Source organism: Enterococcus sp. DIV1090 (assembly GCF_050537975.1).
In the GTDB taxonomy this organism is placed as follows: domain Bacteria; phylum Bacillota; class Bacilli; order Lactobacillales; family Enterococcaceae; genus Enterococcus; species Enterococcus faecalis.
Genome location: NZ_CP172917.1, coordinates 1371083 through 1384187, shown reverse-complemented (window position 1 = coordinate 1384187; position 13105 = coordinate 1371083). Strand labels below are relative to the sequence as shown.

The window sequence follows — 13105 nt, the reverse complement described above, 5'->3', positions numbered from 1 at the left end:
ATAATCTTCGTCAAGAGAGAATTTCATATGTAGCGAACCTTAACCTTGGATAAAAATTCAAACCCGTTTTGTCCAAGGTTCTGTATGTTCTTTATTTTCTTGATAAATAGCCTCGAGCAAGCTCCCAAACATTGTCTTCATAATTACTAAAAACTGTGTATATATCTTTTCCCAAAAGATTGAACAGTGAAATACAGGAAACACTGGGATCACAACCTTCAATATAAATATGCGTATGATTTTTTGTTGGATTTACCAATCAAATTCCAAGTCCGTAATGTTCTTTTTCATTTCCTGCATGTTTTTTAATCATTTCTGAAATGCTCTTTTCAGATAAGATTTCATAGGAGAACAGTCCATCCCAAAAGTTACAGTTGTTTCATTCAGGACTAAGATGCCTTGCATCGCCAACTGCATTTCCTCTAAGCTAGTGGCGAACAGGTTTTTGGTTTGTCGGTCAAACTCATTGAGCTTTTGTATTTGCTTGTGGAGTTTGTCAATGTCTTGAAGGTTGCGACTTGTAGATTGGTATTATGTAAGTTTTGTTATCGTGTATTAATAATTTTTAAATCCAGGTTCTATATTTATTTTAAACAGAGTGATTGCGGTTTAAATTGACCACAATCACTCTGTTTTTTCTGATAGATACAGCTATATTTTATTAGCCATTGGCAACTGGATTAGTAAATTTAGCCTTATTAATCAAGACTTCACTATCAGATAGTGAAGTGTTTTTTTATTTAATTTCCAATGTAACTTTCAGCAATATCAATATCTTTAGTCATGTCTAACTTAGGAAATTTTTTATCAAGATTTCTTAAACAAGTAATAAATCTTTTACTTTGAAGTTGTTCAGATATATCTTCAAAAATTTCACTGATATAGTATAGATTCTCCTCATTGCATTCATTAAGATAATCTATTGTTTCATCTTCGTTTTGAGTTAAAAGTATCGTCATTTCATTCCAACACTTTTCTATTCCGTAATCATCATTTATATTTAAACCTTTTCTTTCTTTTAAAATAGCTTCCATTTTATTTTTTAATTCCATGAATCTTCTCCTCCTACTTTATGGCTGTTTTGTTCCATCTGGAAATACAGTTGCAGGTTTTCCATCAGTTTTTATTACTCCAACTCGTACACCATTAAACTCACCAAAAACAGCTTCCCCGTCTTTAGCACTAGCAAAATTTTGTTGACTAGCAACATGTTGCCCTGCATTTTCTATATCTTTATTCGTCCAATTTTCTGGAAACCATGATTGATTATTTCCAGTTCTTTTAACTTTAACCTTATGGTCTGGTACATTCCCAGTCCTAACACCATTAGGATAAGTTTTTTCAATATTTACTTCAAACCCATTTTCTTTTAGGTAATTAATGTTAGACTGACCATGCCCGCCACCTTTCATTTTAGACACTTTTCCTGTTGACGGATTAACAGTAAAATCTCCAACATTCGAATGTTTCAAACTTTGTTCTGGAATTTCAACTTTAGGCACCTTACTTTCACTGACTTTCTTAGAAAAAGTCTGCGCATTCCTTACCGACGCAACGCCCATTCCTAACATCCACAAGGAATCCCACAAACCTGACTCTTGGATTTCATCCATGACTCCTTGGCCTTTTGACAGGAGACCTAATCCTCTTACTCTGTCATCTTTTTCAAAGTAATTATAGCCTTTTTTCTGTTGGTTATTGGCTCGTGTTGTCAGTTCTTTCGGGGTCAATTCTACTACATCTAAGTCGTATTTTTTTACTAGAGAAGCCAAGTCTCCTGATAGTTTTTCCTCGTCTATTCGGTAGGAATAGCCGTCCTTTTCTAACATGTAATACTCAAAGCCGCGTGATCTATCCTGAACACGAATAATCGTACAGCCTTCTAATAATTGTTTGTCAGTCACTTCATTTTTAGTATCTTTTTTTATTTCCGTGAAGTAACTTTTATCGACATCACTTGGTAATTTGTCTGCTATATCTACCAAGCTAGATAACTATCTGTTGATATTAGTATAAAAAAACTAACATTTGTTATGTATTTCACTTATATATTTAAATAAGTGATTCTAACCATAATTACAGTTAGAATCACTTATCATTTTCTTTAGCTATTTCTTTCTATTCACAATTAGTTTCTTCATCGTTCTTCTTTGCATATTCACTTTTATTATATACTTTCGATACTTTCACTAGCCAATAGACAATTGCTAGAACCATTGCTAATGGAATAATTTTCATAAAAAGTTCCATGAGATTCCTCCTCCCTTTTAAAGTCTAAAACTATGTTTATCCTCCAACAAATTGATAAGTTTACTAATAAGATAAACCCATCTCCTGCAACGTACCTGTTAGTATATTTATAAGTAAGGTATAAGTGCCATTGGCAACTTGATTAGTGAGTTATGGCTTACTATTCAAGTCTCTATCTTCTCGATTCTCTTCGAGTGATAGAGTGCCTTTTTTATTTAGTTTTCAAATTCCCCCTTAGAACTAGTTAAATATTCTTGCCAAGATTCTTCCATACTTTTTCCATCTAATGAAGGCATATATCCAATAAATCCAGCCATGTCTTCTGGATAATCAAAATCAGCATAGATTTCTTCAACTTTTTCGTTAAAATTTTCATAATTAGATTTCTTAGCATATAGTTCTTTCAAAATAAAGTATCTCCATTTATCTTGTATCGTGCTATCATCTTCACTATCTTCTAAATTACCCAATTCATAAATATATGGTAATATGTCCTCATATTCATCAGCTATCGCTATTTTTAGAACCCAATCAAACCCTAGTATGCCTTCATCGAGAATACGTGTAGCATAATTTATAACATCACTTCGGGCAATTATTTTGTTTTCCATCCCATATAGTATTTCTTGCCAACTCCAGTTAGTTTTTGTTTGAGAAAAACTAAAAAAATCATACTTGTTACTCAAATTTAATATCCTCCTTTAGGAACTTTTTGATTTGGAAAACCTGTGATTTTGCCACCTTCAATAAATCTTTGATGAGTTATTTTTCCTGTTGAATCTAAAATATACTCATATATGCCATCTAGTCCATTAAAATCTTCATTTATTTGAAGTATGGAGTAAGATTTATTATCGCTACCAGTAAAACTCGTAACTCTTCCTTTTGCCAACTGTTCTTCTGTGATAAAACTTGCAGCTCTATGGCTTGAATCATCTTTTAATCCACTACCAATCCTATCAGCATTAGGTATTTCTTTAGAAGCATACTCTCCTTTTAGCTTTTCAAATTGAGACAAGTCTTTAGAAGTTGTTTCAGGTACACTAGCTTTCTTATAAGTCACATTCCCAGTACTTTTAGGCTTATCTAACACATAAGTCTTTCCGTTTTTGCTTCCTCTTAAAGCAGCGTTATCCGTTCCTTTAACTCCGTTAGAAAATGTCTGCGCATTCCTTACCGATGCAACGCCCATTCCTAACGTCCACAAGGAATCCCACAAACCTGACTCTTGGATTTCATCCATGACTCCTTGGCCTTTTGACAGGAGACCTAATCCTCTTACTCTGTCATCTTTTTCAAAGTAATTATAGCCTTTTTTCTGTTGGTTATTGGCTCGTGTTGTCAGTTCTTTCGGGGTCAATTCTACTACATCTAAGTCGTATTTTTTTACTAGAGAAGCCAAGTCTCCTGATAGTTTTTCCTCGTCTATTCGGTAGGAATAGCCGTCCTTTTCTAGCATGTAATAATTGAAACCGTTCTTTTTATCATGAACATAAAGAATGGTGCAACCCGCTAACAGCTGTTTGTCAGTCACTTCATTTTTAGTATCTTTTTTAATTTCCGTAAAGTAACTTTTATCAACACCACTTGGCAAGGTGTAGAGGCCGTTGCTTTTGACAGTTGTTTCATTTAGGACTAAGATGCCTTGCATCGCCAACTGCATTTCTTCTAAGCTAGTGGCGAATAGGTTTTTGGTTTGTCGGTCAAACTCATTGAGCTTTTGTATTTGCTTGTGGAGCTTATCAATGTCCTGTTGCATGCTTTCTGCCATCTTAATAAAGGTCCGTTGGGCATTTTGTAAGAGTTCATAAATTCCTGGAATTGGCTGACTATGGGCTAGCGTGGCGACTGCCCTAGCAGAATCGTGCAATAATTGTTGGTTGGCTTTCATGATTTTTATTTTCAATTTGAGTTTATCTTCATCTAAAAAACCTTCACTGGCAATAAACGCATCCGCAGCGCTGTATTTGGCCAAATCACTTTGGACATTATCAACGGCGGCAGTCATTCGATGAATCGTCGGAATCACTAATTCTGAAAATAGCCCTTTTCCCGCATTATAGGCAGCACCAGACAATGTATGACCGTCGATAGCTGCGATTAGTTGCTGACAACCTGCTGTTAGCTCACTGGTGGTTGTTCGGGCAACTGCTAGGTTGCTGGACAGCGCGCGCATCATTGCTGAAGAATCGCTACTGGAGTAGATTAATCCCATGACAACCGACTCCTTTCTCTTTGGAGCTGTAGTCGTTCTTCATTCGATTGTGCGGTTGCTTTTGTGTATCTTTGACTTAATTCATGTGTCTGTTGTTGTAAAAAGCCCCTTAAATAGCGTTGTTTTCCAGCGAGCTCCTCTTGCTCCCAACGCGTCGACTTACCGCCTTTATGAATCACTTCTGCGTTGAGTTGCTCAAGTTCGCGAAAATTTCTAGTTAGTTCAGACTCTAGTGTACCAAAAATGGTTTGGATTTGCTTCTTTTCCTTCGACAATTGATCCATCGCTCGTTCTTTTTCGACAATCTGTTCCGCATAGTTCCTTCTTAATTTTTCATTCGTATCCTTTCCCATCGATTCTCCTTATTTAAACGTTGTTTGGCTATCTCTAGCCGCCATCGTTGCCGCTAATTTGGGGAATTTATTGGCTTGTGCGTTGACACCATTGACTACTTTTGCTAATTGATTGAGCAGTTGATTACTGACTTTAACCCCTTTTTTCATGCTTGAAATATTGCTTTCTCCTAAATGACATGTTTGATTTTTATTCACAGATACATTCTTGATCCCGGCAATTGCCTTTTGGGCAGCGCCTTGATTGGATGCAATTTTTACCATCAACTTCCTCCTTTAATTATTATATAAAAAGAGCATTCAAAAGAATGCCCTTTCAATTCATTAAAAATCAGAAGAAATTTCTTACTCTTCTGAGTCTTCATGTGCTCGAAACATCTGATTATATCTTTCTTCATCTTCTTGATTATCTCTAATGACTTTAGATAAAGTGAATGAAGAAGAAATTAACCCTACCGATCCCATTAAATAATATCCCTTTACCATTAAAGGCTCCTTTAATGTATAAAGTCCCACCAAAATTAATACCACAAAGAACAGAAACGAACCCCATGCTAACATCACAAAAGCTGGTGTGTTTCGATAAGCTTTTTTCTTTAAATGATTATTCATTTTCCCCTCCAACAACTATAATTATTTAAAAACCAAATGAATGTGCATCCTGTTGATCTCGTTGTGCGACAGTATCAGCGTATTTGTTCAATTGTTGATTGATGCTAATAAGTAATTCTTCCATTTTTTTCACGTTACCCTCTAATTGATTATATTGTTCCAAGTACGCTTGAAATGCTTCGCCTTTCCATTGTTGCGAAATTTGTTGATTCATTGAATTAACTTTGCGAATTGCATCGTTAATTTGATTCGAGGCTTGTGCGTAAACTTTAGCTTGACTCTTAAGTTGTTCTGGAGTTACCGCAACTGTCCCCACCATTTTCACCACTCCTTTTTAATCGTATATTTATTATTACAATAATTAAATTGTACACACAAACACTACATAAATAAAGGGTTTTTTTAACGAAATATTAAAAATTGTTATTAAATAACGTTTTAGGCATATATCAAGAAATATAAACAAACGTTGCGAATAATCATTAAAATATTTATTTTATTAAAAATTATATCTATCAATGGATTTTGTTATTATTTTTAATTAAATGTATAATTATTATAAAGAAAAAACCACCGTAAAAATTCTTTAAAATAAAAAATTTTACGGTGGTTTTTAGTCTGTACTTAAAATTTAGTTATAGGATTTTTAAATTTTGAAGGAGATATCAACTCTTCTCATACACTATTACTTATTCTTTATTAAAATTTTTAACAAATCGTTTCAGCGGAACGTTATTCACTTCGCCGCTAATCGAATAACTCTCTAATAAATTGACATTTTTTCGTAACTCGTTCGCTTCGATAATTGAAATGCGTTCAGATTGTTCGTAATGATCAATCATCCGTCGTTCTTCTTGGAAGCCTAATAATAGGTCTTTGACATAGTCTGTCTCCGTATGAACAATATACGAATCAATAAATTCGCCTTTTTCAAACTTATGGGCTAAATCCAAGCGTCCGTCAATGAAGAAATCAATTAAATCATCATCATAAACACCGCGCAAATTATCTAAACTCTTCAGAATAACTTGAGAATTTCTTAGAAAAACTTGGCGAATATTTTCTAGTTCTTCATTTCGTAATTCTTTTTCTTCTTCAGAAGCTTCACCACGATTGAAAAATAGCTTAGGATGTAAAAGAATCGAAATGATTTGTCGAGCAAATAATAACCAAAAGCCTACAATCGATAATAATTGTTTGGCAATCGACCGTTGCATCCGTGTAATCAAGCGTTGATACATACGATAACTTCTGACACTAATTTCTCCTTGTTTTAGACTTTCTTCTAAGCCGTCTCGTTCAATGGACACAATTAACGTCCGCAACTCTTGCACTTCTTGTTTTCGTTCCGCACTTAGCTGCTCGGTATACAATTCTTTTAAACGATCTTGATAATTTTCAATGACCGCATTCATTTCACCACGAGGATTCTCTTCATTTTGCTGTTTTAAGACATCAATGACATCACGTAATAAATCAATTTCGACTGACTCTTCATTTTCCACTTCCGTCTCTGAATCAGTTAAAAATGGTAAAACTAGAATCCCACCAATCAGAGTCACCAAAATAACACAAGCCGTAATGAATAGTAATAACGGTCGTTCTTTAAAATGCTCCCCGTTAATCGCTGTTGGCAAAATAAAGATGGTGGCTAAACTCACTGTTCCTTTAACACCGCCAAAAGTTAAAATCAGCATTTCATTCATTGCGTTTTTAACTTTCTTAAGTCCATGTTGAAGCGTGTAAACACTGAAAATGGCTAAGAAACGAATCAAAAAGACAACGGCGCTAATAATTAGAACAACCATTAGTAGGAACCAGTTTGAATATTGTTGGTCAATCCAAATTGGCGAAAACACTTGAGAAAGTTCAATTCCTAAGAATAAGAAAACTAAGGCATTTAAAGTGAACTCAATCATACTCCAAATACTTTCGCCAACATTTGACAGCTCTGCTTCAAAAAGCGAAACTTTTTTCAAACTAGACGCTTGCATAATTCCAGCAATCACAGCAGCAATAATTCCAGAAACGCCAATCAACTCTGAAATTAAATAAGCAATAAATGGCAAGAGTAATTCAATCAACAAGTAGCCTGTAACATCTTTTGCCACTGCAGTTTCAAGTAAATGAACAATTTGCTGTTTTAATAGAACTAACACGATTCCGACTACCGCTCCACCAATACTGGAAATAACCAAGGTCCCTGCCGCTTCCACCGGCGAAAATGACCCCGTTAATAAAGCCGCTAATGCAAATTGAAAGGCTGTAACGCCTGATGCATCATTAATGAGTCCTTCACCAGATAAAATGTTCATCGAACGTTCAGGAATGTCAATTCGACCTGATAACGAACCTACCGCCACCGCATCCGTTGGCCCTAGAGCCGCTCCAAAAGCGAAGCAAGCGGCTAATGGTAAAGTAGGCAAAATCATATGCAGGGTCCAGCCGACTCCGACTAAGGTAATTAACACACCAAAAAAGGCCAAGAAAAGAATCATCCCGAAATTTTTCATCATTGCTTTCAGATTGATTAGCTCCCCTTCTCTAAATAAAAGCGGTGCAATAATCATTACTAAAAACACTTCAGGCTCAAATTCAATTTCCTGCCCCATTTTAGTTAAACCAATTAGAACGCCTACAATAATTTGCACAATTGGCAGCGGAATGACGGGAACAATCCGGTTGAATATGTTTGAGAAGGTAATAGACAGTGCAAAAACAATGATTAGAAAGGTAAATTCCATCCTATCATTCCCTTCTATATTAAATTTTTATTGACTTACCGATCAAAACATTTAAGTAATTTTTTCTTTTTAAGAATAATTTTCTTTTCGACTTCTTCTAACTCAGAACTGCGTTCGCAAAGTTCCAATTGAGCGCGTCGTGCTTCTAAACGAAGAAGTTCTCCTTTAATTAATTCAATTTTTTTGTAGCGTAAGAAATTTTTCTTTTGCATACGTTCTGCAAAGTGTTGTCGTTTTTCTTCAGGGATTGCTTGATATTTCTTTTTCAAGTCAGCGACACACTTTTCAAATTCTTCACTCACCGAAACAACTTCCTTCCAAAATTTAATCTGACTAATTATAACAAATTTTACCAAAAGTACAAGCAAAATTGCTTTCTTTTTTTCAAAAGAAATTCAGACAAAACTTAACGCGGGAAAAGCTGATTTCTAGGAGCTGAACATGGTTAATCTTCATTAACAATAATATCAATTTCTGCCTCTTCATTCATCCGTGTTGAAAGAAAAAGAACCATTTCTTCTAGTGGCGCAGAAAAGCGTAAAACCACCCCTCTTCTGCCTTTTTTTAAATACCCTAAACGAATACCGTTCGGCTTTTGAACAAGGACAATCTTTTCGATATCTTTAAAGGCCGTACCCCGATTGTCAAAAGGATGCGTAATAATACAGTCCTCCGCAAAACCTCTTGCATCGTAAAGAAAACTGAAGATAATCAAAATATATAACACACTTCGAATCATTTCAATTTTATCTCCTGCCGAAAATGCATTGGCCAGAATCATTAAACTAAAAAAAGCAACTAAATATTTTGTTGTAGGATGTTTTACAGCCGGAATTACAATACTTTTACGTACGAAGTAAAAGTAACCATACATAACGACGACAAATAAAAATAGCAATAACGTAAATCCATCAATAATCACAAACGACTCCTTTATTTCTTTTTCTTTTGAATATCTGTTAATATATCATTTATTTCTTTAATTTCTTTTTTTGATTCGTTAATCTTTTTGATAACCGCCTCACGGTTTTTTCCAGGCGGTAAGTCAATTGATTCTTGGTAGTAGTTTGCTAAAGCTTGAACTTTTTTCATTTTTTCGCTTTGCAACAAGGCTATATTTCTTTTCATTTAACCGCCTCCTCTTCCTTAGTATACATTACTTTGTAAGGAATTGCTTAATTTGCAAGATATTTTCTAATAAAAAGAAGTAATTTTACATTTTCTTATAAACAAAAAGTATCCGGCTGAGTAACAGCAGCGAACGATAAAATAATAGAATAAAAAATGAGACAGAAGTAGTTTACTTTTGTCTCATCTTTTATTATTGAGCTGAAATCGCTAAACCAATTGCTTTTTCCCCTAGGTGGGTCCCGATAACTGGACCAAAATGACCGATTTCAATTTCTGCATTTGGGTATAGCTTTTGTAATTTTGCTTGTTCTTTTTCAGCAACGATGCGGTTATTGGCATGAATCACGTACAGTTTAACTGGCGCTTCAATCCCTGCGTTTCGTTCACCAATAATCTTTTCTGCACGAGCAAAAGCTTTCTTTGTTGAACGGATTTTTTCAAATAATACAATCTTTCCATCTTCAAAAGTCAAGATAGGTTTAATCTTCAATAGCCCAGCGATCAAGGCTGCGCCATTCGTTAAGCGACCGCCACGAACTAAGTTGTTCAGATCTTCTACAATTAGATATGCATACGTATTATCACGAATTAAATCTAATTTGGCAAAAATTTCTTCTAAGCTGGCTTTTTCTTCTGTTAAATCTAAAGCAGCTTCTACCATGTGTCCCATTGGCATACTTGTAATTTTTGAGTCATATGGATACAAAGCAACGCCTGGGATTTCATCAGTAAGTCCGTGCAATGTATGAACAAAACCAGAGATTCCTGAAGAAAGATGAATGCTGATGATGGTGTCGTACCCTTGTTCAGCGATTGATTTGTAAAGCTCTAACACTTCTCCTAAAGCAGGTTGTGAAGTCGTCGGAAATTCTTTACTATTATTTAGCAATGCATAATATTCATCTGCTTCAATGTCAATGCCTTCGTTGTATATTTTTCCATCTAAAATGACTGGGATGGGAATTACAAAAAGATTCGGATGATCTTTAATGCGCTCGGGTAAATAAGCTGTACTATCTGTCACAATAGCAATTTTCATTTTGTAACCTCGTTTCACTAATTTTCCACGTTGTTTCTAATATAGCATAAAAAAGGATATTTTAAAATGCTTTCCTTATTCGTTCAGGAATTTTTCGATGGCGTCAGCATTTTTTTGTTCATCTACTTCTAAAATACTGCCTGCATAAGAGGATTCACCAAAATTCCAAGAATCTGGTACCGGAACCGATAATGACTCAACCCCTGCTTTTCCTTTAATCAGCAATGATGGTCCGTTCGTTAACATGAAACTGACAGGCACATCTGTCGACATATAGCCGACTAATTTCCCAAGTGATTCTGGGGTTCTTAATAAAGTCATTGGATTTTTCATTTGGCTCATTACAGCTGACATAACTTGTTGTTGGCGACGAACCCGACCAAAGTCGCCTTCTTCATCCATCCTAAAGCGAGCGTATTGAAGTAAGACATGTCCATCCATGACCTGTTGCCCTTTTTCAATATCAACGCCATCTAAATTCAGTGATTTTTCTGCATCGATTTTGACACCTTTTGGAAACATAGAGTCAACAATTTTTTCAAATGATTGGAAATCTACCTTAGCATAATATTTCGTATCTAAATTAAAGTTTTGTTTTAACGTTTCACGAACCAATTCAGCACCGCCATAAGCGTATGCGGCATTAATTTTATTCGGCCCGACACCAGGAATGTCCACGAATGTATCACGCATAAATGAAATTAATTTCGGTTTTTTTGATGGTCCATTTAGTTGGAGAACCATTATTGTGTCGGCTCGTCCAGCATCTTCCCCACGTGTATCGCTGCCAAGAATTAAAATATTCTTAGCCCCGTTGCTACTTTTGACACCATTAAATGTTTCTACTTTTTCTTGAGGCAACGAGTCATCATGTTCTGCTGCAGATTTTCCTTTTAAAAACATGACTGTACTATAGGCAAATAACAGAATCAATAGGATCACTAGCCATTTGAAAAAGCGTTTTGTTTTTGATTTTTTACGTTTCTTTTTTGGTTTCTTGTCTTTTTTTCCGCGGGGTGGTTGGTCAGAACCGTTGCCACCACCTGAATCTGTTTGATGTCGCCTCTCACTTCTGCGACTGTCCTCAGTATAGCTGTCTTCGTAAACTGGCTCTTGAAGGCTTTCAGCTAGCTCTTCTGGTTCTTCTTCTCTATGTTCACCCATTGATTTTCGGGGATTAAAGGTCTTTTTATGCTCTGCTGGTCTCGATTTTTCATGAATATGTTTATAACGATCTACACGACTCATCGTGTCACTCCTTTACCTCTGTGTTTTATCACCTTTCTTAGGATACCTCATTTCGCAGGAAATTCCTATTACAAATATGTAATTTAATAAAAAATGAAACTCACTTTATCTAATAAGTAAGCTTCATTTTCATTTTTAACTCTTTAAAGTGTGGACAAAACATAGATCGGGTAATCCCCTAAAATTTTTATTTCTGCGCCAATCAGTTCCAGTTCTGTTAAAGCTGCTTCAATTAATTTTTCTGGTTGATCTTTCACTAAGTCCATTAAAAAGAAGTACTCTCCTAGCTTTGTTTTCAACGGCCGCGATTCTATTTTGCTAAGATTAATCCCTCGCCAACTAAACACGCTTAATGCTTTGTGTAAAGAGCCAGGAACATTACTTGGCATCGTAATCGCCAGCGTTATTTTTTTCTCAGATAGCGGGAAAGAAATCGCTAAATTTTCAGAACCAAGAACCCAAAATCGGGTTTGATTTACCGATAAATCTTGTATATTTTTTTCAACAATGGTCAAATCATACATTTCCGCAGAAAGTTTTGGTGCAATAGCTGCAAAAGGTAATTCTGGATGTTCTGCAATGTATTTGGCGGCGTAAGCTGTTGAAGGCGTTGCTTCTAAAATCGCTTCAGGAAAGTTTTTCGCTAGAAACATCTGCGATTGAGCTAATGCTTGCGGGTGTGATAAAATTTTCTGACTTTGTTGCCAGATCGATTGATTCTCTTTTGCCACCATTAATTGTTGTTGAATTGGTAAAACCAACTCTGCTTGGACAGGTAACTGCGCTTGATGATACAAATAATCTATCGATGCATTAACGGTTCCTTCAATCGTGTTTTCTATTGGGATAATGCTCCATGCCACTTCTTGCTGTTCAATTGCTTTCAAGCAAGCTGGAATCGATGCGTACGGTATCAATGTAGCATCAGGAAAAGCAGCCAACGTTGCACTGTACGTAAAGGAACCAATCGGGCCTAAATAACCAACTTTCATCGTTTCTCTACTCCTTTAATTGTTGCAGAATTTCATTGATAATTTCTTCTGGTGAGCGATTGGTCGTATCAATTGTCATCTTCGCACATTCTTCATAAAAATTTTTACGAGACTCAAATAAAGTAATGATTTCTTTTGAAGAACGTTCTATAGCTAAGGGGCGTTGGTTTTCAGTATCTTCTGCGATTCTTTTTGACAGCTCTTCTGGTGTCGCATGTAAATAAATCACTTGCTGAAAAGATTTTAATAAGCTACGATTTTCTGGTCCGACAACAATCCCGCCACCAGTTGAAAGGACGGCTGTATTTTTTGACAGCTCCTTTAAAAGTTGGGTTTCCTGTTCTCGGAAAGCTGCTTCACCATATTTTTCGAAATAGTCAGGAATTGAGCGTCCTATTTTTTCAATTAACGCTGTATCTAAATCAAGATGAGGCATCTTTAGTTTATTGGCCAAACTTTGGCCGATAGTTGTTTTACCCGCACCCATGAAACCAATTAAAACAATGCTTTCCATGGTTCGT

General features: G+C 35.6%; 17 protein-coding genes. All 17 read right to left on the bottom strand.

Features of this window, described 5'->3' with window-relative positions:
• Positions 1-740: 740 nt before the first annotated feature.
• Positions 741-1052, bottom strand: coding sequence for a hypothetical protein (locus IGL48_RS06680; protein WP_002361825.1), 312 nt, complete (start codon positions 1050-1052; stop codon positions 741-743).
• An 18-nt stretch (positions 1053-1070) separates the two neighbouring features.
• Positions 1071-1985, bottom strand: coding sequence for an EndoU domain-containing protein (locus IGL48_RS06675; RefSeq protein ID WP_174098747.1), 915 nt, complete (start codon positions 1983-1985; stop codon positions 1071-1073).
• Between the two features lie 133 nt (positions 1986-2118).
• Positions 2119-2250 carry a hypothetical protein gene (locus tag IGL48_RS06670; RefSeq protein ID WP_258080186.1) on the bottom strand — a complete coding sequence of 44 codons (132 nt, stop codon included), beginning with the start codon at positions 2248-2250 and terminating at the stop codon, positions 2119-2121.
• A gap of 215 nt (positions 2251-2465) precedes the next feature.
• The gene (locus tag IGL48_RS06665) at positions 2466-2936 is read right to left on the bottom strand and encodes a DUF2247 family protein (RefSeq protein ID WP_025186309.1); all 471 of its coding nucleotides are present in this window, start codon (positions 2934-2936) and stop codon (positions 2466-2468) included.
• A 2-nt stretch (positions 2937-2938) separates the two neighbouring features.
• Positions 2939-4465: a T7SS effector LXG polymorphic toxin gene (locus IGL48_RS06660; protein WP_202518432.1), complete on the bottom strand. Its 1527-nt coding sequence runs from the start codon at positions 4463-4465 to the stop codon at positions 2939-2941.
• Positions 4456-4818, bottom strand: a complete 363-nt coding sequence (locus tag IGL48_RS06655; protein WP_002361821.1) for a hypothetical protein — start codon at positions 4816-4818, stop codon at positions 4456-4458. Before IGL48_RS06655 ends, IGL48_RS06660 begins: the two co-directional genes overlap by 10 nt.
• A 9-nt stretch (positions 4819-4827) precedes the next feature.
• Positions 4828-5082 carry a hypothetical protein gene (locus tag IGL48_RS06650; RefSeq protein ID WP_010828798.1) on the bottom strand — a complete coding sequence of 85 codons (255 nt, stop codon included), beginning with the start codon at positions 5080-5082 and terminating at the stop codon, positions 4828-4830.
• 81 nt (positions 5083-5163) lie between these two features.
• Complete coding sequence (locus IGL48_RS06645) at positions 5164-5430, bottom strand: YiaA/YiaB family inner membrane protein (RefSeq protein ID WP_010824653.1); 267 nt, start codon at positions 5428-5430, stop codon at positions 5164-5166.
• 25 nt (positions 5431-5455) lie between these two features.
• Complete coding sequence (locus IGL48_RS06640; protein WP_010824652.1) at positions 5456-5749, bottom strand: WXG100 family type VII secretion target; 294 nt, start codon at positions 5747-5749, stop codon at positions 5456-5458.
• 370 nt (positions 5750-6119) lie between these two features.
• Positions 6120-8174: a cation:proton antiporter gene (locus IGL48_RS06635; protein WP_002360309.1), complete on the bottom strand. Its 2055-nt coding sequence runs from the start codon at positions 8172-8174 to the stop codon at positions 6120-6122.
• 35 nt (positions 8175-8209) lie between these two features.
• Complete coding sequence (locus tag IGL48_RS06630; protein ID WP_002357572.1) at positions 8210-8542, bottom strand: ACP phosphodiesterase; 333 nt, start codon at positions 8540-8542, stop codon at positions 8210-8212.
• 77 nt (positions 8543-8619) lie between these two features.
• Positions 8620-9096, bottom strand: a complete 477-nt coding sequence (locus IGL48_RS06625) for a hypothetical protein (protein ID WP_010777638.1) — start codon at positions 9094-9096, stop codon at positions 8620-8622.
• An 11-nt stretch (positions 9097-9107) separates the two neighbouring features.
• Positions 9108-9302, bottom strand: coding sequence for a hypothetical protein (locus IGL48_RS06620; protein WP_002357574.1), 195 nt, complete (start codon positions 9300-9302; stop codon positions 9108-9110).
• Between the two features lie 193 nt (positions 9303-9495).
• Positions 9496-10344: a DegV family protein gene (locus IGL48_RS06615; RefSeq protein WP_002382324.1), complete on the bottom strand. Its 849-nt coding sequence runs from the start codon at positions 10342-10344 to the stop codon at positions 9496-9498.
• A 75-nt stretch (positions 10345-10419) separates the two neighbouring features.
• Entirely contained in the window at positions 10420-11592 is a 1173-nt protein-coding gene (locus IGL48_RS06610) for an LCP family protein (RefSeq protein WP_002365661.1), read from the bottom strand.
• 143 nt (positions 11593-11735) lie between these two features.
• Positions 11736-12584 (bottom strand): prephenate dehydratase, encoded by an 849-nt coding sequence (gene pheA / locus IGL48_RS06605; protein ID WP_002361812.1) that lies wholly within the window; start codon positions 12582-12584, stop codon positions 11736-11738.
• A gap of 7 nt (positions 12585-12591) precedes the next feature.
• Positions 12592-13098 carry a shikimate kinase gene (locus tag IGL48_RS06600; RefSeq protein WP_010777637.1) on the bottom strand — a complete coding sequence of 169 codons (507 nt, stop codon included), beginning with the start codon at positions 13096-13098 and terminating at the stop codon, positions 12592-12594.
• Positions 13099-13105 lie beyond the last annotated feature (7 nt).

Bases quoted from the DNA above. Each gene is read 5' to 3' on its own strand.
- IGL48_RS06680 (WP_002361825.1), bottom strand. From the start codon at position 1,052: ATGGAATTAAAAAATAAAATGGAAGCTATTTTAAAAGAAAGAAAAGGT.
- IGL48_RS06670 (WP_258080186.1), bottom strand. From the start codon at position 2,250: ATGGAACTTTTTATGAAAATTATTCCATTAGCAATGGTTCTAGCAATT.
- IGL48_RS06660 (WP_202518432.1), bottom strand. From the start codon at position 4,465: ATGGGATTAATCTACTCCAGTAGCGATTCTTCAGCAATGATGCGCGCG.
- IGL48_RS06655 (WP_002361821.1), bottom strand. From the start codon at position 4,818: ATGGGAAAGGATACGAATGAAAAATTAAGAAGGAACTATGCGGAACAG.
- IGL48_RS06650 (WP_010828798.1), bottom strand. From the start codon at position 5,082: ATGGTAAAAATTGCATCCAATCAAGGCGCTGCCCAAAAGGCAATTGCC.
- IGL48_RS06645 (WP_010824653.1), bottom strand. From the start codon at position 5,430: ATGAATAATCATTTAAAGAAAAAAGCTTATCGAAACACACCAGCTTTT.
- IGL48_RS06640 (WP_010824652.1), bottom strand. From the start codon at position 5,749: ATGGTGGGGACAGTTGCGGTAACTCCAGAACAACTTAAGAGTCAAGCT.
- IGL48_RS06635 (WP_002360309.1), bottom strand. From the start codon at position 8,174: ATGGAATTTACCTTTCTAATCATTGTTTTTGCACTGTCTATTACCTTC.
- IGL48_RS06620 (WP_002357574.1), bottom strand. From the start codon at position 9,302: ATGAAAAGAAATATAGCCTTGTTGCAAAGCGAAAAAATGAAAAAAGTT.
- IGL48_RS06615 (WP_002382324.1), bottom strand. From the start codon at position 10,344: ATGAAAATTGCTATTGTGACAGATAGTACAGCTTATTTACCCGAGCGC.
- IGL48_RS06610 (WP_002365661.1), bottom strand. From the start codon at position 11,592: ATGAGTCGTGTAGATCGTTATAAACATATTCATGAAAAATCGAGACCA.
- pheA (WP_002361812.1), bottom strand. From the start codon at position 12,584: ATGAAAGTTGGTTATTTAGGCCCGATTGGTTCCTTTACGTACAGTGCA.
- IGL48_RS06600 (WP_010777637.1), bottom strand. From the start codon at position 13,098: ATGGAAAGCATTGTTTTAATTGGTTTCATGGGTGCGGGTAAAACAACT.